A 25,622-nucleotide genomic window follows, 5' to 3' on the forward strand; every position below is an offset into this window, starting at 1 on the left:
GCGAGCATTCGGCGCGGCTGGCGCCGGCTTTCCCCACAGTGCCAGCGCTTGCTTGCCAAGGCCGCAGCCATCGGCACATGACGGCAATGGCTACCGTATTTGTGCTTCATCATGTTCGTCAGGATGACGTGTTCGGCGATGATGCCAAGCTCATCGGCGTCTACACAACCGATGCTGGCGCAAAGAATGCGCAATCACGGCTAGCGATGCAGCCCGGATTTCGAGAATATCCCGCCGGATTTCATATCGACGAATATCCGCTCGACAAGGACCACTGGACCGAAGGATTTGTCACCACGACCCGCATCAACATGCCGCTGGAGCATGAAGCCACGGAAAATTGGGCTATGGTCCTCGTGCAAGACCTTCACGACGGTCGATACGAGGTTCTTGGCCCTATGCCGAAGGACGAACACTGGCGCTTCCGCCCCGGCTCCATCGTGCGGTGTGAGACGGTGATCGAGAACGGCGAAGAGTGTTTGGTGGCCTCTTCCATGGCATGAGCCGCTCCGGCCATTTTTGGCGCTATCCCCCTGATCAAGTCTGGAGTGACGTGATGAGTGGGACGCAAGAGTCGTTCTCCGCCCACGCCTGGCCACTTCGACGCCACCGATGGTAGATGGTGCGGGCGGCCGGACTTGAACCGGCATGGGCAAAGCCCGACGGATTTTAAGTCCGTTGCGTCTGACCAATTTCGCCACGCCCGCACGCAGCCACGGCTATAGGAGGCTGGCCTTGCCCCGCCAAGAGGCCAGGCAAAAAAGCGCACGGGCGACATCGGCCCATTTGGGAAAAGTCGTGCTCAAGGAACCGGTTGGCTGCGCGAAACGGGATCGCACACAACCCGGTTTTTGAATGGCAGGCAGCGCCATCGCAACGGCGAAAACGCTGCCTGCCCCCCCCCTGTAACGGCGCTGCCGTGCCCCTGGCAACGCCGCTGCTAGACGCTGTCGGCGTTCAACGGAACGCCATCAGCCTCTATTTCTTGGCTGAAGTGCAATGGATCGGCGAAAACAAATTCCCCGTTTTCGCCATCGCACGCTGTGCAGGCGTGCGATCGTTGTCATCGCACTGTGGCAGATCACTCGGCGTTGAGCCGGATCCGCATCTCCTTGCCTGGCTTGAAATAGGGCACGCGCTTGCCCGGCACGTCAACGGATTCGCCGGTGCGCGGGTTGCGGCCCTTGCGGGCATCGCGTTCACGCGTGGAAAAGGCGCCAAAACCGCGCAGTTCCACCCGTCCGCCATCGGCCAACCGCCCGGCGATTTCGTCGAAGAAGACATCGACCACGCGTTCGATCTCTTCGGCGCGAAGGCCGGGACTATCTTTGGCCAGAGCTTGCAGCAATTCGGAACGTATCATGTCACTCCCCCTTCATCGATGCCCCCCGGCACCGTTTGAAGTCCCTTTTGCGCCTATAGACCCCCGTCGAGGCGCAGTGACCCTTGTGCCAGACGTCGGACAAGTGTTCAACTTATCGAAGGTTCATAAATTGCCGAGAAATTCGCCTAAAATGGGGCATTTAGGCCGATCGTTGCAGAATTTTTTCACGGCCGCCCCGTCAGGCACGGCGCAGACCGGCCTGGGCACGGCGCGTGCGGGTTGATTTCGGCGCAGCCGGCCGGCGCGAAACGATCATGCAGCCTGTGCCCGCAGCGGCGCACATTCGTTGCAAAGCGGGGCAGCGACACAAATAGCGCCTTTCCAAAGCGCACAATCCGGTTAGTTTCCGGCGAAACTGAACTGGCCCCCGCCTGGCGATCCGCATTCGCAGGCGGGGCTTTTCATGGAGCGCATCCACGCATGACCGAGGCGACCCCGCCCCAATCCCCGTCGGCCAATGCCGCCCATGGCGACACCGGCTGGTTTGGCCATCCGCGCCAACTGGCCCGCCTGTTCACCACCGAAATGTGGGAACGCTTCGGCTTTTACGGCATGCGGGCGCTGCTCACGCTGTACCTGACTAAGCATTTCCTGTTCAGCGACAGCACCACCAACGGCCTCTATGGCGGTTTTGCCGCGCTGGTCTATCTCACACCGCTGGTCGGCGGGCTGATCGCCGACCGCGTGCTCGGGTCCAAGCGTTCGGTCAAATATGGCGCGATCATGATGTCGCTGGGCTATTTCGTGCTGTGCTTTGGCGGCGAAACCGCCAAGCCGCACGCCGAAATCGCCGGCCAGCGCTATGACGTGGTGGCCGATAACGTGGTGGACCGCCCCACGGCCAGCGGCCTGGAAAAGCGCTATGTCGTCATCGCCGGCGAGAAATTGCAGATTAAGGGCAATGCCGATGGCAGCGTGGCCTTGTTGGCGGCCGATGGCCACGTGGCGCGCACCGTGCCGGGCAACGAGTTTGCCACCAGCGGCACGCGGTCTTCGTTCTATGTCCTGCTGATGCTGCTGGGCCTGTCGCTGGTGGCGGTGGGCAACGGCTTCTTCAAGCCCAACCTCGCCACGGTGGTGGGCGAACTCTATGCACCGGGAGACCGACGACGCGACGCGGGCTTCACCATCTTCTACATGGGCATCAACCTGGGATCGCTGTTTTCGCAGATCCTGTGCCCCTGGCTGGCCGATGCGGTGGGCTGGTGGGCCGGGTTCGGCCTGGCAGCCGTGGGCATGGCGGTGGCCTGGGCGCTGATCCAGTTCGATGGCGGGCGCCTGTCCGGCTATGGCGAGCCGCCGGCGCGCAGCGGGCGTGACCTGGCGCCGCTGATCTATGTCGGTGGCGTGGTCGCCGTGGGCGCGGTGATCCTGCTGTTCCAGAACCTGCTGGACGCCCGGCCCGTGGCCGCCGGATCGAGCCTGTGGGCTTATATCCTGGCGCTGCCGCTGCTGGGCAAGATCCTGTTCGCCAGCTTCCTGATCGGCGTGCCGGCTATCCTGGTCTATGCCTGGCGCACCGGCAACCGGGCGGAATTCGAAATGATGGTGGCGGCCATGGTGCTGACCACGTTCAACACCGTGTTCTGGACCCTGTTCGAACAGGCCGGTTCCTCGCTCACCCTGTTTGCCGATCGCAACACCGATCTTTCGGTGTTCGGCTTGTTCAGCATTTCGGCCGGGCAGACGCAGTTCTTCAACGCGCTGTTCATCGTCACCCTGGCGCCGCTGCTGACGATCCTGTGGGGCAAGCTCGCCGCGCGCGGGCTGGAGCCGTCGATCCCGGTCAAGTTCGGCGTGGCGCTGGCCGGCGTTGGCGCAGGCTTCCTGTTCCTGGTGTGGGGCACGCGCTTTGCCGGGGCCGATTTCAAGGTTTCGGTGTGGTGGCTGGCGGGCCTCTACCTCATCCACTCGGTGGCCGAACTGTGCATTTCGCCCGTGGGCATGAGCATGATCACCAAGCTGTCGCTGGCGCGCATCGTCGGGCTGATGATGGGCGTGTGGTATCTTTCGATCGCGATGGCACAATATGTCGGCGGAATCGTTGCGCAGGTGGCAAGCGTAGAAACCGTAGGGGGAGAGGTTACCAATCTCAAACTGAGCCTCGATACCTATACCAGCGTTTTCAACGTGATCGGCTGGTTTGCCGTCGGCATCGGCGTCATTCTGCTGCTGTTGTCCGGCGTGCTGCGCAAGTTGATGCACGGCGTGCGCTAAACAAGGATGGGCCCAGATTTGCACCGATTTGGAGGTAACCGTCCCTGAAAAGGACGCACTGCTGGTACGTTGGCAGGCTATGCTTGTCGGGAGAAGATGGTAAACAATTGTTAGGCAGTGTTGCGGCGTGCCAGGGCGGCTGCAATGCGGGTTTGACGGAGCTTGTCTTGTTCGAATCACACTTACCATTGGCCCTGGCGATGCTGTTCTTTGCCGGGACTCACTGGATACTGTCACACCCGCTGCGCAAACCCGCGATCAAGTCCTTGGGCCTGAACGGCTTTAGGGCGGTCTATTCGATCGTCGCGGTCGTCGCCCTGGCCTTGGTGCTGATCGCGCACGATCGCACGCCCGATGGGCCGATGCTGTGGGATGGCTATGCCACCCTGCCGTGGCTGGTCGCCTCGCTGCTCAGCTTTACCGCCACCGCGCTGCTGCTCGCCTCGTTCTCGCGCAATCCCGCATTGGCGCCGCGCAACATGAACGGGCTGTCCACCGCGCTGCCGCAGGGCGTGTTCCGCGTGACGCGCCACCCGATGATGTTCGCCATCGCGCTGTGGGGCGTGTCGCACTTGTTCATTGCCCCCAGCCTGCGCTCGCTGCTGCTCAACGGCGGGCTGGCATTGATGGCGGTGGGTGGCGCCCGCGCCCAGGATACCAAGTTCCAGTCGCTCTATGACAAGGAATGGCGCATCTGGTCGCGCCGCTCGCCGTTCTGGCCCGATCTGCGCCACCTGGGTGGCCTGGGCTGGGCCTGGGGCGGGGCGCTGATCGCCTGGGGGCTGATCACCGCGCTGCACTGGCTCCTGGCTGGCATTCCGGCCGGACCCTGGCGCTTTTTCGACGCCTGATCCCTTCACTTAGATCAGGCGATCGGGCAGGCTTGCGCCATGGAAACCGATCCCCAACCTGCCCTGCTGACCGAGCGCCTGGCGCTCTGGCACCCCCACCCCCGTGACCATGCCGGCCTTGTGGACCTGCTGGCGCCCGAGGCCGTGCGCCGCCACCTGGGCAACCGCCCGACCGGGGCGGTGGAGGAATTCCAGCGCCTGCTGCGCAATGCCGGTTCCTGGGCGCTCTATGGCTATGGCATTTTCACCTGCCGCCGGCGTGATGACGATGCGGTGGTCGGCATCGCCGGGGTGTTCCATTCCTGGCGCGGCTTTGGCGAGGGGCTGGACGACGTGCCCGAAGCCGGTTGGATCTTTGCCGAATCCTGCTGGGGCCAGGGCCTGGCGCGCGAAGCCATGGCCGCCGCACTGGACTGGTTCGACCAGGCCCACGGCCCGCGCCGCGTGGCCTGCATGATCGATGGCGACAATGCGCCGTCGCTCGCGCTGGCAGCCCGGCTGGGCTTTGTCGCTTACGCCGAGCAACCCGATCCTGGCCGGGATGTGCCGCTGCTTCTGCTGGAACGGAATACCGGCGCGGCTTAGCGCTTGATCCGCCAGATGCGCAGCAGACTGCCATCGTCCAGCCCTGCACCGTCACACGCCTTGGGCCGGTCTGCGGTATCGGAGCAGAGCTGCACTTCCTGCAACCAGCCGCCCGAATTGGCGTTGATGCGGATCGATTCGGGCGTGAGCCGCGGATTGCGGGCGATGAACGCGCGGCGCAAGTCGCCCGCGGTCAGCACGCGGCGGCGCGACAGGCCTTCCATATCGGGCAGGTGCAGCGCGGCCAGGCGGCGCGCGCCTTGCGCGAAATAGGCTTCGGGCGTGGGGGCCATGCAACTGCCGTGCTTGGCCCATTCGTGCGCCAGCAGGCGGGCCGATGGCGTCATGCACAAGGACCGGCGCAGGGTTTCCGCGCTGGGCACCGTGGCCGGGCACCATTGTGGCCACTGCCCGGGCAGGCCATCGGGCCACAGGCCATGGAGCACGAAGCCGAAACGGCCCAGGCTGCCATCGCATTGCGTGCCGCCGACGCTGTCACCCACATGGTTGCGGCAGAACTGCGGCGACCACGACAGCGCCAGCGTGGTGCCGGTCGTCGGCCCGGTGCGGCGCGGCCCGTCGGGCGCAGGCAGCGGCTCTGGCGCGATACGCGGGGGCAGGCGGCACGAGGGCGCCTCGGCCGCCAAGGTGGCAGGCGGCAGCGCCAGGACCAGAGCAGTGGCAAGCAGCGGCCATTTCTTCATCGCGGCACCTGTCAAAGCGGGGAGAAATCGAGGCCGATATCCGCCGCCGGCGCGCTTTGCGTGAGGCGACCGACCGAGACATAGTCCACGCCCGAGGCGGCGATCGCGCCGATCGTATCGAGCCGCACCCCGCCCGAAGCCTCGGTCGGCACGCGGCCCGCGACAAGCGCCACGGCCTGGCGCAAGAGATCAGGCCCCATGTTGTCGAGCAGCAGGCGCGTGGCGCCGGCGGCCAGGGCCGGTTCGATCTGGTCGAGATGATCGACTTCACAGATCACGTCCTTCACCCCGGCAGCCAGGGCGCGGCGCACCGCCTCGGCCACGCCGCCGGCCACCAGCACGTGGTTGTCCTTGATCATCGCCGCATCCCACAGGCCCATGCGGTGGTTGTGCCCGCCGCCGGTACGCACGGCATACTTTTCCAGGTGGCGGAAGCCGGGAATGGTCTTGCGCGTATCGAGCAGGCGGGCCTTGGTCTGCCCCATGGCATCGACGTATTCACGGGTGAGCGTGGCCACGCCCGACAAGTGCTGCACGGTGTTGAGCGCCGAGCGTTCGGCGGTGAGCATGGCGCGGGCATGGCCCGACAGGCGCATCAGCGCCGTGCCGGGCGCCACGCGCGCACCTTCGGCCACCAGGATATCGATCTCCATCGCCGGATCGAGTGCGCGAAAGAATGCGGCGGCAATCGGCAAGCCGCAGACGGTGATGGCGTCGCGGCTGTCCATCACCCCGGCAAAGCGGGCATCAGCGGGGATCACGCTTTCGCTCGTGACGTCAGTGCCGCCACCGGGCAGGCCATGGCCCAGGTCTTCGGCCAACGTGGCCTGGACGAACGCGGCGAGGTCGAACCCCGGAATGGTGAATTGGCTCATGCGCGGGGCTTTACCGGCTCGCGCCGGGGGTGCCAACGCGCAATTTAAATGGTGAAGCTTTCGCCGCAGCCACAAGTGCCCTTGGCATTGGGGTTATTGAACACGAAGCCGGCCTGGAAATCGTCTTCCACCCAGTCCATCGTGCTGCCGATCAGATAGAGCACCGAGGCGCCATCGATGAACAGCGTGCCGCCGGGGGTTTCGATGCGCTCGTCCAGCGGGTTGGCGGTGTTCACGTAATCCACCGAATAGGCGAGGCCCGAGCAGCCCCGGCGCGGGGTGGAGAGCTTGACGCCGATGGAATCGGCCGGGGCGCTGGCCATCAGCGTGGCAATGCGCGCCTGCGCCGAGGGCGTGAGCAGTACCGCAGCAGGGCGTTCGCGGCGGGTGCGGGTAATGGTTTCGGTCATGGCTTAGAGCATCCCGAGTTCGAGCTTGGCTTCATCGCTCATCTTTTGCGGGTCCCACGGCGGGTCCCATACCAGGTTCACTTCGGCATCGCGCACGCCGGGCACGGCGCCCACGCGCAGTTCCACTTCGCCCGGCATGGATTCGGCCACCGGGCAATGCGGGGTGGTGAGCGTCATGGTCACGGCCACGTGCCCGTCGTCGGCCACGTCCACGCCATAGATCAGGCCCAGGTCATAGATATTGACCGGGATTTCCGGGTCGAAGATGTCGCGCAGCGCGGCAACCACGCCGTCATAGATTTCGCCACCCGGCTCGCCCGGCTTCACGCCTTGCGGCTTTTCCGCCAGGAAGCCCGACAGATAGTCGCGCTTGCGCTCGGCCGGCGCTTCGGGCGCAGGCTCGGGAATGTCGTCCACGTGCGCGCGGCGCGGCGGGTTGACGGCGTCGACTTCCTCGACGGTGAAGCGGGGGGTATCGGCGCTCATCCGAAAATCCTCAAGGTTCGCTCGATGCCGCGCACCAGGGCGGCAACATCGCTTTCGTCGCTGTAGATGCCAAAGCTGGCGCGGGCCGTGGCCGGCACGCCCAGGTGTTCCATCAGGGGCTGGGCGCAGTGGTGGCCGGCGCGGATCGCCACGCCTTCCTCGTCCAATATGGTGCCGAGGTCGTGCGGATGCACCCCCTCGATCACGAAACTGACAGCGCCGGCTGCATCGTCCGGCCCGAACAGGCGCACGCTGTTCAACCCGCGCAAGGCATCGCGCGTGGCGCGCACCAGTGCGGTTTCGTGCGCCTGGATGGCCGCAAGGCCCACGCCCTGTACAAAATCCACCGCCACGCCCAGGCCGATCGCCTCGACAATGGCCGGCGTGCCCGCCTCGAACCGCTGCGGCGCGGGGGCAAAAGTGGTGCCGGCAAACGAGACGCGATCGATCATCGCGCCGCCGCCCTGCCACGGCGGCATGGCCGCGAGCAGGTCTGCCTTGCCATAGAGCGCGCCAATGCCGGTCGGGCCATAGAGCTTGTGCCCGGAAAAGGCATAGAAATCGACGTCGAGCGCCTTCACGTCCACCGTCAGCCGCGCCACGGCCTGGCAGCCATCGAGCAGGATCTTGGCGCCCACGGCATGGGCCAGGGCCACCGCGCGCTGGGCATCGAGCACGCTGCCCAGCACGTTGGACACGTGGGCAAAGGCCACCAGCTTGTGCGCCGGGGTAAGCATGGCTTCCGCCGCGTCGAGATCGATCTTGCCATCTTCGGTCAGCGGGCAGACGTCGATGGCAATGCCGGTGCGCTGCGCCAGCAATTGCCAGGGCACGATGTTGGAATGGTGTTCCAGCGTCGAGAGCAGCACGCGGTCGCCGGCCTTGAGATTGGCCAGGCCCCAGGTCTGCGCGACCAGGTTGATCGCCTCGGTCGCGCCGCGGGTGAAGACGATCTCGCCCTCGTCCGCGCCGATCAGGCCGGCCACCTTGCGCCGCGCGGCTTCGAAGCCCAGCGTCATTTCCGCCGAGCGGGTGTAAACCCCGCGATGCACCGTGGCATAGTCCACGCCGATGGCGCGGGTGACCGCGTCGATCACTACGCGCGGCTTTTGCGCGGTGGCGCCGGTATCGAGATAGTGCCAGCGCGAGCCGTCGGGATTGACCAGGCCCGGCCATTCGTCAGCCTGGGTCAGCGGTGCTGTGGCAAGCGTGCTCACAGCAGGCCTCCCAGCGCCTGGAGTGCGGCCTGCGTCAGCACCTCTTCCTCGGGCGCATCGACGAAGGCTTCGGCGATGAAGGCCTGGAGCATCAGCTTCTTGGCCTCTGCCGGTGGCAACCCGCGCGATTGCAGGTAGAACAGGCCCTGCGCGTCCAGCTCGCCCACGGCGCAGCCATGCGCGCACTTCACGTCGTCGGCATAGATTTCCAGTTCCGGCCGGGCATTGGCCGTGGCCGTGCGATCGAGCAGCATGGCGCGGATCGACTGTTCGCCATCGGTGCCCACCGCCCCGCGATCCACCACCACGCGGCCCAGGTATGTGCCGGTGGCATGGCCCGCCAGGACCGAGCGCACCACCTGGCTGGACTGCGCGTCCGGCTCGGCATGGACAACCTCGGTCACGATTTCCAGCGTCTGGTCGCCGCCGCCCAGTTGCGCCGCACCCAGATGGAACTTCGCGCCCTTGGCCAGCCGCACGGTCACCGCGATGCGGCCATAGGCGCCACCGGCATTGAGCAGGCGCAGGTCATAGCTGGCGCCCTCGCCCAGCGTGATCGCCAGGTCGCGCGCCGCCGGGGCATCGCCCGCCAGGACCACCGAGAGACTGCCGCTCTCGCCCGCCGCCACGTCCACCGCCTCGGCCGGCAAGGGCCAGAGCGTGGCGAGCGCGGCAAGATCCGCATAGCGGAACGCCTCGTCCGCTTTCGTGGGAAGGAGCGCGGCGGTGGTCACGCCACCGCCTCGTAGCCATGCTGTTCAAGCTCGTGCGCCAGTTCCGCCCCGCCCGAGCGGACGATGCGCCCGCCGGCCAGCACGTGGACGAAATCGGGCTTCACGTAATCGAGCAGGCGCTGGTAATGCGTGATCAGCAGCACGGCCTTGTCGGGCTTGCGCATGATCGCGTTGATCCCTTCGCCGCAGATGCGCAGCGCGTCGATATCCAGGCCCGAATCGGTTTCATCCAGGATCGCCAGCTTGGGATCGAGAATGCCCATCTGGACCATTTCCGCGCGCTTCTTCTCGCCGCCGGAAAAGCCCACGTTCACCGGGCGCTTGAGCATGTCCATGTCCATGCGCAACAGATCGGCCTTCTCGCGTGCCAGCTTGAGGAAGGCGCCGCCCGACAGCGGTTCCTCGCCGCGCTGCTTGCGCTGCGCGTTGAGCGCCTCGCGCAGGAATTGCAGGTTGGACACGCCGGGGATTTCCACCGGATACTGGAAACCCAGGAACAGCCCGGCCGCCGCGCGCTCGTGCGGGTCCATGGCGAGCAGGTCCTGCCCGTCGAACGTGGCGCTGCCGCCGGTCACTGCATAGCCGGGGCGCCCGCCCAGGGTATAGGCCAGGGTCGATTTGCCGGCGCCGTTCGGCCCCATGATCGCGTGGATCTCACCCGCGTTGATCGTGAGCGAAAGCCCCTTGAGAATGGCCTTGCCGGCGATTTCGTTGGAAAGGTCACTTATCGTCAGCATTGCGTTTTCCGCTCGAGCAATTGGCAAGGAAGTCGGCGCGAACCTCGTCGAACAGGTCGCGCCACGATTTTTCGATGGCCTTCACGTCGTCCAGCTCTTTCTGCCGGGCGTCGATCTGGGCCAGGGCATTGGCCGTGGTGGCCGCGCCGCTGGGGGTGCCGGAAATCTGGACATCGAGCAGCGCGGCGCGTTCCTGCGCGATCGCACGCTGCTCGGCATAGGCGGCGGCGGCAAACTGGGTGCGGCGGTGCGGCTCGTCGGTCGCCATCGCGCGCATCGCCTGCTTGTCGCACTTCTGCACCGCCGCCAGTGCCGGGGCACTGTCGGGCGCGGTCACCGTGGCCAGGGCCATGACCAGCAGCGCGCTCATCCCACGCTGCCTTCCAGGCTGATGCCCAGGAGCTTCTGCGCTTCCACAGCAAATTCCATGGGCAGCTGCTGCAGCACTTCCTTGGCAAAGCCGTTGACGATCAGCGCCACGGCCTGTTCCTGGTCCAGCCCGCGCTGCATGGCATAGAACAGCTGATCATCGCTGATCTTGCTCGTCGTCGCCTCGTGCTCGATCGTGGCCGAAGGGTTGCGCACTTCGATATAGGGCACGGTGTGCGCGCCGCATTCCGCGCCCAGCAACAGGCTGTCGCACTGGGTGAAATTGCGCACGCCCTCGGCCTGCGGGGCCACGCGCACCAGGCCGCGGTAGGTATTGTTGGACTTGCCCGCGCTGATCCCTTTGGACACGATGGTCGAGCGGCTGCGCTTGCCGTTGTGGATCATCTTGGTGCCGGTATCGGCCTGCTGGTAATTGTTGGTGACGGCCACGGAATAGAATTCGCCCACCGAATCCTCGCCGTTCAAGACGCAGCTGGGATACTTCCACGTCACGGCAGAGCCGGTTTCCACCTGGGTCCACGAAACCTTGGACCGCGCGCCCTGGCACAGCGCGCGCTTGGTCACGAAGTTGTAGATCCCGCCCTTGCCCTGCGCATCGCCGGGATACCAGTTCTGCACGGTGGAATACTTGATTTCCGCATCATCGAGCGCGACCAGTTCGACCACGGCGGCGTGGAGCTGGTTCTCGTCGCGCTGGGGCGCGGTGCAGCCTTCCAGGTACGAGACATAGGCGCCCTTGTCGGCCACGATCAGGGTGCGTTCGAACTGACCGGTGTTTTCCGCGTTGATGCGGAAATAGGTCGACAGCTCCATCGGGCAGCGCACGCCTTCGGGAATGTAGACGAAGGTGCCGTCGGAAAAGACCGCGCAGTTCAAGGCCGCGAAATAGTTGTCGTGCATCGGCACGACCTTGCCCAGCCAGCGCCGCACCAGATCGGGAAACTCGCGGATCGCCTCGCTGATCGAGCGGAAGATGACGCCGGCCGCTTCCAGTTCCTTGCGGAACGTGGTGGCCACCGAGACGCTGTCGAACACCGCGTCCACCGCCACGCGGCGCGCGCCTTCCACCCCGGCCAGCACTTCCTGCTCGGCCAGCGGAATGCCCAGCTTTTCATAGACGCGCAGGATTTCGGGATCGACTTCGTCCAAGGACTTGGGCCCATCCTTCTTCTTGGGCGCGGCCCAATAGTAGGCTTCCTGATAATCGATCGGCGGGATGTTCAGCTTGGCCCAGTCGGGCATGGGCATGGTCAGCCAGTGGCGATAGGCCTTGAGCCGCCATTCCAGCATCCACTCCGGCTCGTCCTTCTTGGCCGAAATGAAGCGCACGGTGTCTTCGGACAGGCCCTTGGGGCCATATTCCTGCTCGATGTCCGAAGACCAGCCGTGTTCGTACTCGGCCACGCGGGCCGCAGCATCGCGCGCGGCCTGATCCTTTACAGGCTCGTCCTTTACCGGCGTGTCGTTCAGGGTTTCATCGGTCATGCGGGCAACTCGGCAGGAATGGGGGTGACGGCCAGGGTGGTGGCCGCCGACGGGACGGCCAGCTGGCCCGATTGCGCCCCTTTAGGAGACTGAGCAGGCCGGGCAAGCTGTACCAGCGACACACCCGAAAGCGCGGCGCGCAGCGCTGCGTCCACCGCCGGCCAGTGCGGCCGGACAGCGCAGGCCGCTTCGAGCGTGCAATCGCTGCGCCCATGCCCGCTGCAGGCGGCCATGGCAATCGGCCCTTCCACCGCCTCGACAATGTCGGCCAGGCTGATCGCAGCGGCCGGACGCGCCAGCTTGAGCCCGCCACGCGCGCCGCGCACGGACTTGAGCAGGCCGGCAGCGGCCATCTTGCTCACCAGTTTTTGCACGGTGGGCGCGGGCAGGCCGGTTTCGGTGGCCAGGCGCTGGGCCGAAAGCAGCGGCGTATCGGCACTATGGCAGCCGCAATGGCGCGCGGCGGCGCACATCATGACAACGGCATAGTCAGCCATGCTCGACAATCGCATCGCACCTGCTCGCTCAATAGGGGGCGGCCCAAAGCTGCCCTGCGGAACGCGAAAGGCCAAATCAGACCGAATCGCTCCGGTTATCTAGGCGCGCCTCCCCCCGCTTGCAAGGCAGGCCGGCCAGAGCGTGTCGAATCGTTTTGCGATTGCGAAAAAGCTGGGCAGCACCCGCCCGGCTTGGCATAGGGGCGCTGGAAAATGTCCGGCCTCGTGCCACCCAGGAAAACCATGAACGGTCCTCCACTTGCCGCGCTGCTGCTTTCGGCGCTCGCCATGACTGCGATCGTCGCGGTGCGTTATGTGGCGGCAAGCGGGCTGTTCGCCTGGATCACGCAGCGGCGCCTGCCCGGCCACTATGCCGGCCTGGAGGCACAGATCCGCCGCGAGATCGGCTGGAGCCTGGCTTCGGCGGCAATCTATGGCGTGCCAGCCGGCGTCATCGCCTGGGGCTGGCAACAGCACGGTTGGACGCGGATCTATGCCGATCCCAATGCCTATCCGCTGTGGTGGATGCCGGTTTCGGTGCTGGTCTATCTGTTTGCCCACGACACCTGGTTCTATTGGACGCATCGCTGGATGCACCGGCCCAAGGTGTTTCGCCGCGTCCACGCCATCCACCATGCCAGCCGCCCGCCCACGGCCTGGGCGGCAATGAACTTTCATCCGGTGGAAGCGGCCGTGGTCGGCCTGTTCATTCCCGCGCTGGTCTTCGTGGTGCCGATCCAGGCGGGCATGCTGGCCACCGTGCTGGTGGTCATGACCGTGATGGGCGTGACCAACCACATGGGCTGGGAAGTGTTTCCGGGCTGGCTGGTTCATTCCCGGGCAGGGAAGTGGTTGATAACGGCAAGCCACCATCATCAGCATCACGAGCGCTATCGGTGCAATTACGGCCTCTATTTTCGCGTGTGGGACAGGCTTTGCGGCACGGACGCCGGGCTGGCGGGCTGGCCGGAAAGGGCGGCACGGTGAAGCGGCGGGCTTGGCGTTGGGCCGCGCTGGGCATGGTGGCGTTGGGCCAGGGCGGGGCCGCCCTGCCCGAACGCACCACCGTGCTGGTCGATGTGGTGGGCCTGCGTTCGCACAAGGGGCTGATCCAGGCGTGCCTGACGGCCGATCCGATCACCTTTCCCGATTGCGAGAAGGACCCCCAGGCGCTGCACCAGACCGTGCCGGCGGCCGGAAACGATGTGGTGGCGTTCCAGCACGTGCTGCCCGGCCGCTATGCCGTCGCGCTGTTCCACGATGAAAACGCCAATGGCCGGCTCGACAAGATGTTGATGATGCCGCGCGAAGGCTTTGGCTTTTCCCGCGATGCGCCGATCCGCTTTGGCCCGCCACGCTTTTCCGCCGCCGCCTTTACCCTGGGCGAGACGCAACTGACCACTTCGATCCGCATGCGCTATCTGCTTTGACCGAGACTGCCCCCTCCCTGCCCAAGACCGGCCAGCCCGAGACCGGCCAGCCCAAGACCGGCGGCGCGCTGGCGCCCTTCGGCTATCCCGCGTTCCGCGCGATCTGGACGGCCAACCTGGTGTCCAACCTGGGTTCCACCATCCAGGCCGCCGCGGCCGCCTGGTTGATGACCGAACTCACGCGCAGCCATGTGCTGATCGCACTGGTCCAGGCTTCGTCCACCCTGCCGATCCTGCTGCTGGGCCTGCTGGCGGGCGGGATTGCCGACAATTTCGACCGGCGCCGGGTGATGATCTGGGCGCAAAGCGCGATGCTGGTGGTGTCGGCCGTCCTGGCGGTGCTGGGCTATCGCGGGATGCTGGGGCCGCTTTCGTTGCTGGTGCTGACGCTGATGGTGGGCATGGGTACGGCGATCAACCAGCCGGCCTGGCAGGCCTCGGTCCGGCTCCAGGTGGGCAAGGCCGATCTGCCCCAGGCCATCGCCCTCAACGCCATGTCGGCCAATCTGGCGCGCAGCGCGGGGCCGGCGCTGGGCGGGATGATGATCTCGATCCTGAGCGTAAGCGCCGCCTTTGCCGCCAATGCCCTGTCGTACATCGGCATGCTGGTGGTGCTGGCGCGCTGGCGGCCCGAAGCGCGCGCACCGCAGCGCCAGCCGATGCTGGCCTCGATCAAGGTGGGCGTGGCGTTCTGCGCCGGGTCCGTCCCGATCCGCAAGGTGCTGCTGCGCGGCGCGATGTTCGGTTTTGGCGCCAGCGCGTTCCAGGCGCTGATGCCGGCCGTGGCGCACGATACGCTGGCCGGCACCGAGCTGGACTATGGCCTGATGCTCGGCTCGTTCGGGGTCGGCTCGATCGTCAACGCGCTGTGGGTCACGCGGGCGCGCCGCCGCTTTGGCGCCGAAGCGATCGTGTCGGGCGCGACGGTGGTGTTCCTGGGGGCGCTGCTGCTGCTGGCCCAGGCCACCACGCTGGCCGCGGCGATCGTGGCCGGCTTCGTGGCCGGATCGGGCTGGGTCGCGGCGATGACCAGCCTCAACGTTGCCATGCAATTGCGTTCGCCCGAGGCGATCCTGGGGCGCTGCCTCTCGCTCTACCAGGCAATCACGTTCGGCTCGATGGCGCTGGGCGCCTGGGCCTGGGGCTGGATCGCCGACCAGCGCGGCCTGGCCTTTGCCTTGCATGCCGCCGCTGCCTGGCTCGCGCTCAACCTCGTGCTGCGCCTGTTCGTGCCGATGCCCGCGCGCGAGGAGGGCCGCGTCGATACCGTCAAGGAACCGGTTCCTTCGCCAAGGGTGAAACCCGCATGACCGACGATACCCGCCCGCTGCGCTCTGCACTCTACATGCCGGCCAGCAACGAACGCGCCATGGCCAAGGCACGCGCGCTCGATTGCGATGCCGTGGTGCTCGACCTGGAAGACGCGGTGGCACCCCACGCCAAGCAGGCGGCCCGCGCCGCGCTGGTGGAACAGGCGCAGGCGGGTGGCTTTGGCCACCGCCGCCTGATCGCGCGGTGCAATGGCATCGATACGCCCTGGGGGCATGACGATCTGGCTGCGCTGGCCCCAGCCTCGCTCGATGCCGTGCTGGTGCCCAAGGTGCAGGACGCGGCCGATATCGTGGCGCTTTCCGCCGCGATGGACCGCGCCGGCTTTGCCGCCCCCGTGCAGTTGTGGGTGATGATCGAAACCCCGCGCGCGGCCCTGGCGGTGGAGCGCATTGCCGATTGCGCCGCCACCACGCGGCTGGCCGGCATGGTGCTGGGCCTCAACGACCTGGCCAAGGACACCGGCATGGCGCAGGCGCCGGGGCGGGACGCCTTCGTGCCGCTGCTGGCGCAATGCGTGCTGGCCGCGCGCGCCAATGGCCTGGTCGCGCTCGACGGGGTGTGCAACGCGATCGAGGATCTTTCCTTGCTGGAAGCCGAATGTGCCCAGGCCCGTGCCTTTGGCTTTGACGGCAAGACCTTGATCCATCCCGCGCAACTGCCCGTGGCCAACCGCGTGTTTGCCCCTGGCGCCGATGAACTGGCCCAGGCGCAGGCCATCGTGGCGGCCTTTGCCGATCCGGCCAACGCCGGGGTGGGCACGCTGCGGGTGAACGGCAAGATGGCCGAATTGCTCCACCGCGACATGGCCGAGCGGCTGATCGCGCGCGCCGCGGCGATCGCTGCACGCGGATGACGGCGGCCGGGCCGCGTCTTTGCCTTTTGCCGATATTTTTGCGCGGTTTGCCATTGGCGCAACTTAATCGCTTCTTCACCATGTTGCGCCAAAAGGGTCGGCAAGGAGCATGACGAAGGGCCTTGGCGATGGACAGCATGCGCGGATTTGCCGACGGACCGGCCCATGTGGGCCTGTTCGGCAACGGCGATCCCGACGATGATTTGCAAGACGGCGATCTGCCAGACGGCTATCTGGACGACCTGACCGAGCCGCTGCCGCCGCTCCTGGGCGCAGACGAGCGACGGATGCAGGTGCGCGCCTACAATTTCTGGGCGAGCATGCTGGGCGATGCGCGCCTGCCGCTGGCTGGCCCGCTGCTCGCCGGCCACCTGCCTGATTTTGCCGACCATTCCGTGCTGCTGCATTTCGATGCCGGCCTGGAAGAGGGGGGCCTGGAAGACCCGGCCATCGCCTATGTCGGCAGCGCGCTGCTGGCCGATTGCGAGGATGCAGGGCCGCTCTTGCGGTTGAGCCAGGTGCCCGGCCGCTCGATCCTGTCGCGCATCACCGACCACTACATGCAGATCGTGGCCAACGAGGCGCCGATCGGGTTCGAGGCGGAATTTGCCAACCAGCGCGGCCGCACCATCCTCTATCGTGGCATCCTGCTGCCGTTTTCGACCAGCGGTGACACGCTCGATTACATCTATGGCGTGATCAACTGGAAGGAACTGGCCGACCAGGCCACGACCAACGAACTCATGGCCGAAATCGGCCTGGTGCTGGGTGAGAAGAAGCCGCGCCGCAAGGCGGTGACCGCGCTGCGTCCCGATCATGGCGGCGCCGGCCACGCCGCGCCCGATCTGCCGCTGCCCGCCTTTGCCGATCCGGCCCTGCGCGGCGACGGGGATGGCGAGGAAAGCTGGGGCGCGCTGGCCGATTCGCTGGGCCAGTGGGCCGATGGCCCGCTGCGCGCGCGCGACCCGCACGATCTTTCCCCCGATGACGCCGGCCAATCGGCCGGTCTGGACGCGCTGGACCTGGGCGATATCGCGCTGGAAATCCTGCCGGCACTCGATCCGCTGGCCGCCGGCGACCTTGCGCCGCTGCGCGACGAGCACGAGCCCGAAAGCCTGGCCGATTGGCTGGCCAGCGCCCGCGCCATGGCGGATCTGGCCGTGGGCAGCGAGGATCGCACCCGCCAGGCGCTCTATGCCGCGATCGGCCGCGCCTGGGACTTTGCCCTGGCGGCAGAAGCAGAGCCCGAGGACTTTGCCGCGCTGGTGGCCGGCGCCGGCCTTGCCATGCAGGCGCGCGCGCCGCTGATCCCGGTGGTCAAGCTGGTGTTCGGCGCGCAGCACGACAAGACGCGGCTGACCGAATATGCGACGGCCCTGGCCCATGCGCACCGGCTGGGCCTGTCGCGCGGGGAACTGGGCGCGTTCCTGGCGCAAACGCCGGGCGGCCTCAAGGGCGTGGTGGCGGCCGAACGCCGCCTGCGCCGGGCCGAGGAAGGCCAGGCCCGCATCGATCCGCGCGCCGCGCTGGAAGCGAGCTTGCGCACCCTGCCGCCGCGCAGCCTAGACGACATTCCCGCCGATGGCCGCGAATTTTCGCTCGTCATGGTGCGGCGCATGCCCGATGGGCGGTTGGCCGTGCTGGGCGAAGTGCTGGACGACGAACCCTTGCTCGAACGTGCCGCCCGCCGCCTGATGAACTAGGGTGTGTTGAGATTTAGCCCACGGTGGGCTGCGAACGGCCGCTTTTCGCGCTTCCGGTACTCACGTGCCAAAAGTACGCTGCGTTCCGGGTCACGAAAATCAGCCATTCTCGCTCCACCCTGGCCTAGGTCGTGAACTCATAAATCTCAACACATCCTAAGGCGGCGATCATCACGGGAACCGCCACCTTGGCGGCTGAGTTTGCAAGGCGATGAGTTTGTCTCGATGGATCGTGGGCCTGGCTGCCGCTGGCATTGCCGGCCATGCCCTTTACCGCCGCGCGCTGGCGCGCAACCCCGTGGCCGTGCTCGATGCTGCCGACCTGGCCCTGACTCTGGCCAAGCAGGGCGGGCAGAGCGGCGTGGAGCGCGTGGCCCGCGCCCGCTATGGCCCCGATCCGCACCAGCAACTTGAGGTATTCGCGCCACCCGGCACGCCACGCAACGCGCGGCTGCCGGTGGTGGTGTTCATCCACGGCGGCGCCTGGAACAGCGGGCGGCCGCAGGACTATCGCTTCATCGCGCGCAGCCTGATCGCGGCCACGGCGCCGCAGGGCTGCATGGTCGTGCTGGCGGGCTATCGCCTGCTGCCGCAGGGCCGCTGGCCGGTGATGCTGGCCGATGGGGCGCGGGCGCTGCGCTGGGTGGCCGATCATGCCGCCACGCTGGGTGGCGATCCGCAGCGCGTGGTGCTGATGGGCCATTCGGCCGGGGCCTATAATGCGCTGGCCCTGGCGCTCGACAAGCGCTGGCTGGCCGACGAGGGGCTTGACGCCGACGCCCTGGCCGGGGCGATCGGCCTGGCCACGCCGGCCGATTTCCTGCCGTTGGACGACCCCGCCTCCATCGCCACGTTTGGCCATTGCGGCGATCTGGCCCAGACCCAGCCGATCAACCATGTTCACGCCGGGGCGCCGCCCCTGCTGCTGGTGCATGGCGCCGACGATCCGCGCGTGCGGCCGCGCAACAGCCTGGCCCTGGCCGCCGCGATGACCGCCGCCGGCCAGCCGACACAAGCCCTCGTGCTCGATGGTGTCGATCATGAGCGGCTGATCATGGCCTTTGCCAAGCCCTTTGCCCGCGAAACCCGCCCGCTAGAGGCGGTCGCCGCTTTCATCGCCAAGGTTTGCGCTTCACCACCGGTTCATTCCGCGCCACAATAACCGCATTGTGATGCGCGCCCTCTCTTTCGCCCCGCTACGCCGCCGCCTGGCGGGCGTCTGTTCCGCCGTGGCCGTCCTGGCGCTTTCGGCCCAGCCGGTCATGGCGCAGGAAGTCCTGCGCGATGCCGAAACCGAGGCGCTGTTCCGCGACATGTCGGCCCCGCTGATCAAGGCGGCCGGGCTCGATCCGCGCAATGTCGATATCGTGCTGCTCAACGATGGCTCGATCAACGCTTTCGTCGCCGGGGGCCAGGCGGTCTATCTCCATTCCGGGCTGATCGGCGCGGCCGACAATATCAACGAAGTGCAGGGCGTGGTGGCGCACGAGTTGGGCCACATCACCGGTGGCCACGTGATCAGCACGGCCGGGTCCAAGCCCGCCACGGGCATTACCCTGCTTTCGCTGCTCCTGGGCGGGCTGGCGGCGGCGGCGGGATCGGCCGACGCTGGCCTGGGCGTGTTCATGGCCGGGCAGCAGGCGGCACTCGGCAGCTACCTGGCGTTCAGCCGCGCGCAGGAATCACAGGCCGATGCCGCCGGCGCGCAGTTCCTGTCCAAGGCGGGGATTTCCGGGCGTGGCTCGCTCGATTTCTTCAAGAAGCTGCAGAACCAGGAATTCCGCTATGGCTTCACCCGCAATGCCGACGCCGAGTTCTATTCCACCCACCCGATGACCGCCGACCGCCTGACCACGCTGCAGGATACCTACGAACACGATCCGGCCTGGAACACGCCGATGGACCCGCAGTTGCAGGCGCGGTTCGTGCGGGTGAAGGCAAAGCTCTATGGCTATCTGGCCGAGCCGCAGGATACCCTGCGCGCCTATCCCGACTACCTCCAGGATGCGCCGGCGCACTATGCGCGCGCCTATGCCTATCACAAGGAAGCGCTGATGGACAAAGCGCTGGCCGAGGTGGATGCCATGCTGCGCCAGCTGCCCGACGATCCCTATGCGCTGGAGCTCAAGGGCCAGGTCCTGCTCGAATCCGGCCAGCCGGCCGACGCCATTCCCCCCTTGCGCCGTGCCACGCAGCTTACCGGCAACAACCCGCTGATCGCCACCACGTTTGGCCACGCCCTGCTGGCGACCGAGGACAAGGCCAATTTTGCCGAAGCCGAACGCGTGCTCAAGGCCGCCGTGGCCAAGGATCGCGAAAATCCGTTTGCATGGTATCAGCTTGGCGTGGTCTACGAGGCCGAAGGGGATACCCCCCGTGCCCGCCTGACCAGTGCCGAGCAGCAATTGATGCAGATGCAGTTGCCCGAAGCGGCGCGCAGTGCCCAGGCGGCCGAGGATGGCTTGCCCAAGGGCAGCCCCGACTGGCTGCGCGCGCAAGACATTGCCATGTCGGCCCAGGCCATGATGGAACGGCAAAGGAAGAAAAAGTAAGCCGATGACTGCTGCTGCCGAACGCCGTTCCTTCCTGATCCTGCTCGTGCTGGTGGCATTGGTGGCCGCCGGCCTTGCCTGGTGGGTTGCTTCCAGCCGCCAGCACGATGCCCTTGCGTCGGCACAGGCAGGCGGGGGGATGAACGAAGCGCAACTGGCCAAGGCCCTGGCCGATGCCGGGATCGACGGCAAGGAGCGCGTGGCACTGGAAGGGCTGGTGCGCCAGACCCTGCTCGATCATCCCGAAATCCTGAGCGAAGTGGCCGGCCGGCTGGAAGCGCGCGAGGCGGCCAGCCGTGTTGCCGCCTTGCGTGGCGCGTTGGAAACGCCGTTTCCCGGCGCCGTGCTGGGCAATCCGCAGGGCCGCGTGACCTTGGTGGAATTCACCGATTTTGCCTGCACCTATTGCCGCGGCAGCGTGGCCGACGTGGAAGCGCTGATCGCCGCCAATCCCGATCTCAAAGTGGTGGTGCGCGAACTGCCGATCATTTCGGCGCAGAGCGTGCCGGCCGCACGCATGGGCCTGGCCGCTGCCGCCCAGGGCAAGTATCCGGCGTTTCACAAGGCCATGTTCAGTGGCGAGCGGCCCAGCGCGGAAAGCATTTCTGCCGCCGCGGGCAAGGCCGGCCTTGATGCCGCCGCTGCCAATGCCTTTGCCGCACGGCCCGAAACGCTCAAGGAACTGCAACGCAACGTGGACCTGTCGCGCCAGCTGGGCGTGAGCGGCACGCCCGCCTGGGTCGCCGGAGACCAGTTGCTGAGCGGCGCGGTGGGCCGCGAAAAGCTGCAGCAGGCAATCGATGCCGCGCGCAATGGCGACAAGGCCCAAGGCGCATGATCGCCGGGCGGGCCCTGGCGGCGCCACTGGCGCTTGCGCTTGCACTGCCTGCCCTGTCGCTTGCCCCGCCCCCCGCCCGTGCCCAAGCGGCCGCCACGCTGCAGCCGATCGATGAAGTGCAGCGGGACGACATCATCGTGCAGACCATCGGATGGAACCTGGCCCATGCCAATGCCCGGTTCTGCGCGCGCGTGGCGCCGGGCATCGGGGTGATGCTGCAGGACGCGCGCACGTTCGATGATCCCGCCCTGGCGCGCCAGGTCTATGGCCTTTCTGGCGATATCGGCGTTGGTGCCCTGGCGGCCGACGGCCCGGCCCATGCCGCCGGCCTGCCGCTCAACGCCACGATCACGGCCGTGGGCAGCCTTGCCGTCGCCAGCCTGCCGGTGCCGCGCCAGGGCAAGTGGGATCGCCTGTTTGCCCTGCAGGATGCCCTGGAAAAGGATGTGGCGCGCGATGGCCGCGTGGTCCTGGCCCTGGCGCAAGGCAAGACCATGACGATCCCCGGCGCGCCGGTATGCCAGGTGCGCTTCCTGATGGACGACAGCAAAGGCAATGCCGGCGCCAACCGCGATGTGGTGCGCATCGGCCGCCCCATGGCCGAAGTGGCCAAGTGGGACGAGACGGAAATCGCCGCGTTGATGGCGCACGAGCTGGCCCATGCCGTGCTCGATCACCAGACCTGGCTGGAACAGGGCGGCAGCACGCGCAAGACCGAGCGCGAGGCCGATCGCCTCTCGGTGTGGTTGCTGCACAACGCCGGCTATGACCCGGCCGCCGCCATGGCATGGATGCGCCGCATCGGGCCACGCTATGAAATCCTCTTCATCGCCTCGCCCGATCACGGCAGCTGGCGCACCCGCGTGCGCGACATGACCGCCGAGATCGCCACGATGAAGGCCGCCACGGCCAATGCCGCGCAGGCCGACTGGCCCCGCCTGTTCCGCCGCGAAGAGGGCGCCCCGGCGATGCCCGTTCCCGCCGCGCCCGCGATGGACAAGCCCCCCATGGCGCTGCAGCCCCAGCCGCGCTAAAGCGATATGGTCATGGCCATGCTGCCGCTTCGTCCCACGCCGTTCTTCGGCAACAAGAACCGCGCGTTCTGGCGGCTCCAGTTCGTTGGCTGGGGCGGCGCCATGCTGCTGCGCGCGATGTCCAGCCTGGCCAATGCCCAGCCCTGGTCATTCCTGCTGATCGTGCTGATCGCCTCGATCACCGGCTTTTCGATCTCGTCGATCCTGTCGGTGATCTATCGCGCGCTGATCAACCGGCGCCCGATCATCACCTGGGGCGCCACGGCGCTGGTCCTGGCGGTGGCAGTGGGGCTCTATGCCTTCATCGATGCCTGGGTGATCAGCCTCTATCGCCCAGGCAGCGACGCGGGCTTTGCCCAGCTGTTCCTGGGCGTGTTCTATATCGACCTCACGCTGCTGGGCGCGTGGTCGGCGCTCTATTACGCGATCAATTTCTACATCCAGGTGGAAGAGCAGAACGACCAGCTGCTCTATCTGGAGGCGCAGGCGACCTCGGCCCAGCTGGCCATGTTGCGCTACCAGCTCAACCCGCACTTTCTGTTCAACACGCTCAATTCGATTTCCACGCTGGTGCTGTTGAAACAGACCGAGCCGGCCAATGCCATGCTCAGCCGGCTGTCCTCGTTCCTGCGCTATACCCTGATCAACGAGCCGACGGGCCGGGTGACGGTGGCGCAGGAAGTGGAGACGCTCAAGCTCTACCTCGACATCGAGCTGATGCGCTTCGAGGAGCGGTTGCGCACCGAATTCCGCATCGACGATGCCGCCCGCGCCGCGCTGATGCCTTCGCTGCTGCTGCAGCCGCTGGTGGAAAACGCCATCAAGTATGCGGTCAGCCCGCTCGAGGATGGTGCCCAGATCACCATTTCCGCGCAACTCGTCGGCCCCATGCTGCGAGTCACCGTGTCGGACACCGGGCCGGGCTTGCCAGCGGGCACCGATCCATCGACGCTGTTCGGCGTGCACAGCGACTCTGCCGATAGCGCCCACGCACCGGGCTATCCGGTTTCCACAGGCGTTGGCCTGCCCAACATCCGCGATCGCCTGGCCCAGGCCTATGGCAGCCAGCAACGCTTCGACGTGGGCAACCGGCCGGAGGGCGGCTTTGCCGTGACCATCGAATTGCCGTTCGAAGCCAAGGAAGAGGCCGCAACGCCCGGGCAATCCCAACTGGCCCAGGCGGCCAGGCTGGTCAGGGCGTGACCGGGCGCATGCGACGCTCTCGGGAACTTTTCGAGCTTGTCGCATTTGTCACGCGGGGGCAAAAAAACCACAACAGGGCAGACGCTCCAGGCAAAGGTAGCAAATGACCATCCGCACGATCCTCGTCGACGACGAGAAACTCGCCATCCAAGGCCTCCAGCTGCGTCTCCAGGCCTTCCCCGATGTCGAGGTGATCGACACCTGTTCCAACGGTCGCGAAGCGATCCGCAAGATCAAGACCGAAAAGCCGGACCTCGTCTTTCTCGATATCCAGATGCCCGGCTTCGACGGGTTCAGCGTGGTCAAGGGCGTGATGGAAATCGATCCGCCGCTCTTCGTTTTCGTCACCGCCTATTCCGAACATGCCTTGAAGGCGTTCGAGGCCAACGCGGTGGACTACCTGCTCAAGCCGGTGGAGGAAGACCGCCTGGCCGATGCGCTGGACCGGGCGCGCACGCGCCTGGCGGAAAAGCGCGGGCTGGAGGAAGTGGAAAAGCTCAAGACCGTGCTGGCCGAAGTGGCGCCCGATGCCATGCCGGAATTGGAAGACGACGGCGAAGTGGCCGCCGGCCGTTTTGAAAAGCTGATCAACATCAAGGATCGCGGCCAGATCTTCCGCGTCGATGTCGACACGATCGAACGGATCGAGGCGGCGGGCGACTATATGTGCATCTACACCGGCGACAATTCGCTGATCCTGCGCGAAACGATGAAGGACCTGGAGCGCCGGCTCGACCCGCGCGTCTTCCAGCGCGTCCACCGCTCCAAGATCGTCAACCTGGACCAGGTGCGCCAGGTGCGCCCGCACACCAATGGCGAATGCTTCCTGGTGCTCGAATCGGGCGCCGAAGTGAAGGTGAGCCGCTCCTACCGCGACGTGGTGGCCCGCTTCGTCCACTGACGGCACGCGCCGACCATTCCATCCTCGCCTCCGTCATCCCGGGCTTGACCCGGGATCCCGCTTTCTTTGTTCGACGGCGATAAGAAGCGGGACCCCGGGTCAAGCCCGGGGTGACGATCGCCGTTCGGATGCTTGGTCGTCTAGCCGCGCCAGCGCCCACTGCGCGGCTTCGGCCACGACCGGATCGGGATCATCGAGCAGCGCGCGCACCGGGCCGATCAGACGCGGGTCGCCGCTGTTGCCGGCCGCATAGAGGCAGTTGCGCACCATGCGGTTGCGGCCGATGCGCTTGATCGGCGATCCGGCAAAGACCTGGCGGAACGTGGCATCGTCCAGCGCCAGCAGTTCCGCCAAGCGCGGCGCCACAAGCTCGGCGCGGGGCAGGAACGCGCGGTTGTCCGCCGCCGCCTTGGCAAAGCGGTTCCACGGGCACACCGCCAGGCAATCGTCGCAGCCATAGATGCGGTTGCCCAGCGCGGCGCGGAATTCCTCGGCAATCGGCCCTTTGTGCTCGATGGTGAGGTAGGAAATGCACGCCCGCGCATCGAGCTGATAGGGCGCGGGGAATGCGCCGGTGGGGCAGGCATCCTGGCAGGCGGTGCAACTGCCGCAGCGATCCTGGTGCGGCGCATCGGGCACGAGATCGAGCGTGGTATAGATCGCCCCCAGGAACAGCCACGAGCCATGCCGGCGGCTGACCAGGTTGGTGTGCTTGCCCTGCCAGCCCAGCCCCGCCACCTGCCCCAGCGGCTTTTCCATCACTGGCGCGGTATCGACGAAGACTTTGACTTCCGCGCCCGGCTCTTCGGCCACCAGCCAGCGCGCCAGCGCTTTCAACGTGCGCTTGACCACGTCGTGATAGTCCACCCCTTGGGCATAGACCGAAATGCGCCCGCGATCGGCCACTTCGGCCAGGGCCAGCGGATCGTGCGCGGGGGCATAGCTCATGCCCAGCGCGATCACGCTTTGCGCCTGGGGCCACAGCGATTGCGGCCCCTGGCGCTGCTCGGCTCGCGTCTCCATCCACTCCATGCTGGCGTGCCGCCCTTCGGCGAGCCATTGGTGCAGCCGCGCCGCGCGCGCCGGATCGTCCGTGGCCGGCGCGATGCCGCACGTGGCAAAGCCCAGCCGCAACGCTTCCTCGCGCAGGCGCTGTTCCAAAGGCGCAGAAGGGGGGGCTTTAACCAAGTATTCCGTCTCTTGT

Annotated in this window: 27 protein-coding genes and 1 tRNA gene; 15 read left to right on the forward strand and 13 right to left on the reverse strand. The window is 66.7% G+C overall.

Going from position 1 to position 25,622, the window contains the following annotated elements:
* Positions 1-86: 86 nt before the first annotated feature.
* Positions 87-503 (forward strand): hypothetical protein, encoded by a 417-nt coding sequence (locus FHT19_RS24280; protein WP_179505956.1) that lies wholly within the window; start codon positions 87-89, stop codon positions 501-503.
* A gap of 117 nt (positions 504-620) precedes the next feature.
* On the opposite strand, the gene FHT19_RS13865 is transcribed toward FHT19_RS24280, so the two are convergent.
* Positions 621-707: transfer RNA gene (locus tag FHT19_RS13865), tRNA-Leu, on the reverse strand.
* Positions 708-1,081: 374 nt separating this feature from the next.
* Positions 1,082-1,363 (reverse strand): integration host factor subunit beta, encoded by a 282-nt coding sequence (locus tag FHT19_RS13870; RefSeq protein WP_022677879.1) that lies wholly within the window; start codon positions 1,361-1,363, stop codon positions 1,082-1,084.
* 441 nt (positions 1,364-1,804) lie between these two features.
* On the opposite strand from FHT19_RS13870, the gene FHT19_RS13875 reads away from it, so the two are divergent.
* The 3 genes from FHT19_RS13875 to FHT19_RS13885 all read left to right on the forward strand — a co-directional run bounded on the left by FHT19_RS13875 (position 1,805) and on the right by FHT19_RS13885 (position 5,037).
* On the forward strand, positions 1,805-3,601 hold the full coding sequence (locus tag FHT19_RS13875; RefSeq protein WP_169475613.1) for a peptide MFS transporter: 1,797 nt from the start codon (positions 1,805-1,807) through the stop codon (positions 3,599-3,601).
* 167 nt (positions 3,602-3,768) lie between these two features.
* A complete protein-coding gene (locus tag FHT19_RS13880) occupies positions 3,769-4,452 on the forward strand; it encodes an NnrU family protein (protein WP_169475614.1) in 684 nt (227 codons plus the stop codon).
* A gap of 39 nt (positions 4,453-4,491) precedes the next feature.
* Positions 4,492-5,037, forward strand: coding sequence for a GNAT family N-acetyltransferase (locus FHT19_RS13885; RefSeq protein WP_169475615.1), 546 nt, complete (start codon positions 4,492-4,494; stop codon positions 5,035-5,037).
* On the opposite strand, the gene FHT19_RS13890 is transcribed toward FHT19_RS13885, so the two are convergent.
* The 10 genes from FHT19_RS13890 to FHT19_RS13935 are packed head-to-tail and all read right to left on the reverse strand — an operon-like array spanning position 5,034 to position 12,587.
* The gene (locus FHT19_RS13890) at positions 5,034-5,741 is read right to left on the reverse strand and encodes a ribonuclease T(2) (RefSeq protein WP_169475616.1); all 708 of its coding nucleotides are present in this window, start codon (positions 5,739-5,741) and stop codon (positions 5,034-5,036) included. The genes FHT19_RS13885 and FHT19_RS13890 overlap by 4 nt on opposite strands.
* Positions 5,742-5,752: 11 nt before the next feature.
* The gene (gene nadC, locus FHT19_RS13895) at positions 5,753-6,616 is read right to left on the reverse strand and encodes a carboxylating nicotinate-nucleotide diphosphorylase (RefSeq protein WP_169475617.1); all 864 of its coding nucleotides are present in this window, start codon (positions 6,614-6,616) and stop codon (positions 5,753-5,755) included.
* A 44-nt stretch (positions 6,617-6,660) separates the two neighbouring features.
* Positions 6,661-7,026: an iron-sulfur cluster assembly accessory protein gene (locus tag FHT19_RS13900; protein ID WP_168555861.1), complete on the reverse strand. Its 366-nt coding sequence runs from the start codon at positions 7,024-7,026 to the stop codon at positions 6,661-6,663.
* Positions 7,027-7,029: 3 nt separating this feature from the next.
* The gene (locus FHT19_RS13905; RefSeq protein ID WP_168555860.1) at positions 7,030-7,512 is read right to left on the reverse strand and encodes an SUF system Fe-S cluster assembly protein; all 483 of its coding nucleotides are present in this window, start codon (positions 7,510-7,512) and stop codon (positions 7,030-7,032) included.
* A complete protein-coding gene (locus FHT19_RS13910; RefSeq protein WP_169475618.1) occupies positions 7,509-8,729 on the reverse strand; it encodes a cysteine desulfurase in 1,221 nt (406 codons plus the stop codon). The genes FHT19_RS13905 and FHT19_RS13910 overlap by 4 nt, the downstream gene beginning before the upstream one ends.
* Positions 8,726-9,463, reverse strand: a complete 738-nt coding sequence (locus FHT19_RS13915; protein WP_169475619.1) for a SufD family Fe-S cluster assembly protein — start codon at positions 9,461-9,463, stop codon at positions 8,726-8,728. Before FHT19_RS13915 ends, FHT19_RS13910 begins: the two co-directional genes overlap by 4 nt.
* Complete coding sequence (gene sufC / locus FHT19_RS13920; RefSeq protein WP_169475620.1) at positions 9,460-10,200, reverse strand: Fe-S cluster assembly ATPase SufC; 741 nt, start codon at positions 10,198-10,200, stop codon at positions 9,460-9,462. The genes FHT19_RS13915 and sufC overlap by 4 nt, the downstream gene beginning before the upstream one ends.
* Complete coding sequence (locus FHT19_RS13925; RefSeq protein WP_168555856.1) at positions 10,184-10,570, reverse strand: hypothetical protein; 387 nt, start codon at positions 10,568-10,570, stop codon at positions 10,184-10,186. The genes sufC and FHT19_RS13925 overlap by 17 nt, the downstream gene beginning before the upstream one ends.
* Entirely contained in the window at positions 10,567-12,075 is a 1,509-nt protein-coding gene (sufB, locus tag FHT19_RS13930) for a Fe-S cluster assembly protein SufB (protein ID WP_169475621.1), read from the reverse strand. Before sufB ends, FHT19_RS13925 begins: the two co-directional genes overlap by 4 nt.
* Positions 12,072-12,587 carry an Rrf2 family transcriptional regulator gene (locus tag FHT19_RS13935; protein WP_169475622.1) on the reverse strand — a complete coding sequence of 172 codons (516 nt, stop codon included), beginning with the start codon at positions 12,585-12,587 and terminating at the stop codon, positions 12,072-12,074. The genes sufB and FHT19_RS13935 overlap by 4 nt, the downstream gene beginning before the upstream one ends.
* Before the next feature lie 228 nt (positions 12,588-12,815).
* Here FHT19_RS13935 and FHT19_RS13940 point away from each other — a divergent pair, with 228 nt between their 5' ends.
* From FHT19_RS13940 to FHT19_RS13990, 11 genes are all read left to right on the forward strand, one after another.
* Positions 12,816-13,559, forward strand: coding sequence for a sterol desaturase family protein (locus FHT19_RS13940; RefSeq protein WP_168555853.1), 744 nt, complete (start codon positions 12,816-12,818; stop codon positions 13,557-13,559).
* The gene (locus FHT19_RS13945) at positions 13,556-14,002 is read left to right on the forward strand and encodes a DUF2141 domain-containing protein (RefSeq protein WP_248290465.1); all 447 of its coding nucleotides are present in this window, start codon (positions 13,556-13,558) and stop codon (positions 14,000-14,002) included. The genes FHT19_RS13940 and FHT19_RS13945 overlap by 4 nt, the downstream gene beginning before the upstream one ends.
* A complete protein-coding gene (locus tag FHT19_RS13950) occupies positions 13,999-15,312 on the forward strand; it encodes an MFS transporter (protein ID WP_248290466.1) in 1,314 nt (437 codons plus the stop codon). Before FHT19_RS13945 ends, FHT19_RS13950 begins: the two co-directional genes overlap by 4 nt.
* Complete coding sequence (locus FHT19_RS13955; RefSeq protein WP_169475623.1) at positions 15,309-16,187, forward strand: CoA ester lyase; 879 nt, start codon at positions 15,309-15,311, stop codon at positions 16,185-16,187. Before FHT19_RS13950 ends, FHT19_RS13955 begins: the two co-directional genes overlap by 4 nt.
* Before the next feature lie 128 nt (positions 16,188-16,315).
* Positions 16,316-17,890 (forward strand): hypothetical protein, encoded by a 1,575-nt coding sequence (locus FHT19_RS13960; RefSeq protein ID WP_169475624.1) that lies wholly within the window; start codon positions 16,316-16,318, stop codon positions 17,888-17,890.
* A gap of 211 nt (positions 17,891-18,101) precedes the next feature.
* Positions 18,102-19,052, forward strand: coding sequence for an alpha/beta hydrolase (locus FHT19_RS13965; RefSeq protein WP_169475625.1), 951 nt, complete (start codon positions 18,102-18,104; stop codon positions 19,050-19,052).
* 10 nt (positions 19,053-19,062) lie between these two features.
* The gene (locus FHT19_RS13970; RefSeq protein ID WP_169475626.1) at positions 19,063-20,442 is read left to right on the forward strand and encodes a M48 family metalloprotease; all 1,380 of its coding nucleotides are present in this window, start codon (positions 19,063-19,065) and stop codon (positions 20,440-20,442) included.
* A 4-nt stretch (positions 20,443-20,446) separates the two neighbouring features.
* Positions 20,447-21,280, forward strand: coding sequence for a DsbA family protein (locus FHT19_RS13975; RefSeq protein ID WP_169475627.1), 834 nt, complete (start codon positions 20,447-20,449; stop codon positions 21,278-21,280).
* Positions 21,277-22,314 carry a hypothetical protein gene (locus FHT19_RS13980; protein WP_169475628.1) on the forward strand — a complete coding sequence of 346 codons (1,038 nt, stop codon included), beginning with the start codon at positions 21,277-21,279 and terminating at the stop codon, positions 22,312-22,314. The genes FHT19_RS13975 and FHT19_RS13980 overlap by 4 nt, the downstream gene beginning before the upstream one ends.
* A gap of 12 nt (positions 22,315-22,326) precedes the next feature.
* A complete protein-coding gene (locus tag FHT19_RS13985; protein ID WP_168555846.1) occupies positions 22,327-23,517 on the forward strand; it encodes a histidine kinase in 1,191 nt (396 codons plus the stop codon).
* Between the two features lie 103 nt (positions 23,518-23,620).
* A complete protein-coding gene (locus FHT19_RS13990) occupies positions 23,621-24,418 on the forward strand; it encodes a LytTR family DNA-binding domain-containing protein (RefSeq protein ID WP_168555845.1) in 798 nt (265 codons plus the stop codon).
* Between the two features lie 99 nt (positions 24,419-24,517).
* Here the strand turns inward: FHT19_RS13990 and queG are convergent, their stop codons facing one another.
* Positions 24,518-25,606 (reverse strand): tRNA epoxyqueuosine(34) reductase QueG, encoded by a 1,089-nt coding sequence (gene queG, locus FHT19_RS13995; RefSeq protein WP_248290467.1) that lies wholly within the window; start codon positions 25,604-25,606, stop codon positions 24,518-24,520.
* Between the last annotated feature and the right edge of the window lie 16 nt (positions 25,607-25,622).

The organism is Novosphingobium sp. SG919, assembly GCF_012932495.1.
Classification (GTDB): Bacteria; Pseudomonadota; Alphaproteobacteria; order Sphingomonadales; family Sphingomonadaceae; genus Novosphingobium; species Novosphingobium rhizosphaerae.

Coding starts and splice junctions, on each gene's coding strand:
- FHT19_RS24280 (WP_179505956.1), top strand. CDS start 87: ATGGCTACCGTATTTGTGCTTCATCATGTTCGTCAGGATGACGTGTTC.
- FHT19_RS13870 (WP_022677879.1), bottom strand. CDS start 1,363: ATGATACGTTCCGAATTGCTGCAAGCTCTGGCCAAAGATAGTCCCGGC.
- FHT19_RS13875 (WP_169475613.1), top strand. CDS start 1,805: ATGACCGAGGCGACCCCGCCCCAATCCCCGTCGGCCAATGCCGCCCAT.
- FHT19_RS13885 (WP_169475615.1), top strand. CDS start 4,492: ATGGAAACCGATCCCCAACCTGCCCTGCTGACCGAGCGCCTGGCGCTC.
- FHT19_RS13890 (WP_169475616.1), bottom strand. CDS start 5,741: ATGAAGAAATGGCCGCTGCTTGCCACTGCTCTGGTCCTGGCGCTGCCG.
- nadC (WP_169475617.1), bottom strand. CDS start 6,616: ATGAGCCAATTCACCATTCCGGGGTTCGACCTCGCCGCGTTCGTCCAG.
- FHT19_RS13900 (WP_168555861.1), bottom strand. CDS start 7,026: ATGACCGAAACCATTACCCGCACCCGCCGCGAACGCCCTGCTGCGGTA.
- FHT19_RS13905 (WP_168555860.1), bottom strand. CDS start 7,512: ATGAGCGCCGATACCCCCCGCTTCACCGTCGAGGAAGTCGACGCCGTC.
- sufC (WP_169475620.1), bottom strand. CDS start 10,200: ATGCTGACGATAAGTGACCTTTCCAACGAAATCGCCGGCAAGGCCATT.
- FHT19_RS13925 (WP_168555856.1), bottom strand. CDS start 10,570: ATGAGCGCGCTGCTGGTCATGGCCCTGGCCACGGTGACCGCGCCCGAC.
- sufB (WP_169475621.1), bottom strand. CDS start 12,075: ATGACCGATGAAACCCTGAACGACACGCCGGTAAAGGACGAGCCTGTA.
- FHT19_RS13935 (WP_169475622.1), bottom strand. CDS start 12,587: ATGCGATTGTCGAGCATGGCTGACTATGCCGTTGTCATGATGTGCGCC.
- FHT19_RS13940 (WP_168555853.1), top strand. CDS start 12,816: ATGAACGGTCCTCCACTTGCCGCGCTGCTGCTTTCGGCGCTCGCCATG.
- FHT19_RS13955 (WP_169475623.1), top strand. CDS start 15,309: ATGACCGACGATACCCGCCCGCTGCGCTCTGCACTCTACATGCCGGCC.
- FHT19_RS13960 (WP_169475624.1), top strand. CDS start 16,316: ATGGACAGCATGCGCGGATTTGCCGACGGACCGGCCCATGTGGGCCTG.
- FHT19_RS13965 (WP_169475625.1), top strand. CDS start 18,102: ATGAGTTTGTCTCGATGGATCGTGGGCCTGGCTGCCGCTGGCATTGCC.
- FHT19_RS13970 (WP_169475626.1), top strand. CDS start 19,063: ATGCGCGCCCTCTCTTTCGCCCCGCTACGCCGCCGCCTGGCGGGCGTC.
- FHT19_RS13975 (WP_169475627.1), top strand. CDS start 20,447: ATGACTGCTGCTGCCGAACGCCGTTCCTTCCTGATCCTGCTCGTGCTG.
- FHT19_RS13980 (WP_169475628.1), top strand. CDS start 21,277: ATGATCGCCGGGCGGGCCCTGGCGGCGCCACTGGCGCTTGCGCTTGCA.
- FHT19_RS13985 (WP_168555846.1), top strand. CDS start 22,327: ATGGCCATGCTGCCGCTTCGTCCCACGCCGTTCTTCGGCAACAAGAAC.
- FHT19_RS13990 (WP_168555845.1), top strand. CDS start 23,621: ATGACCATCCGCACGATCCTCGTCGACGACGAGAAACTCGCCATCCAA.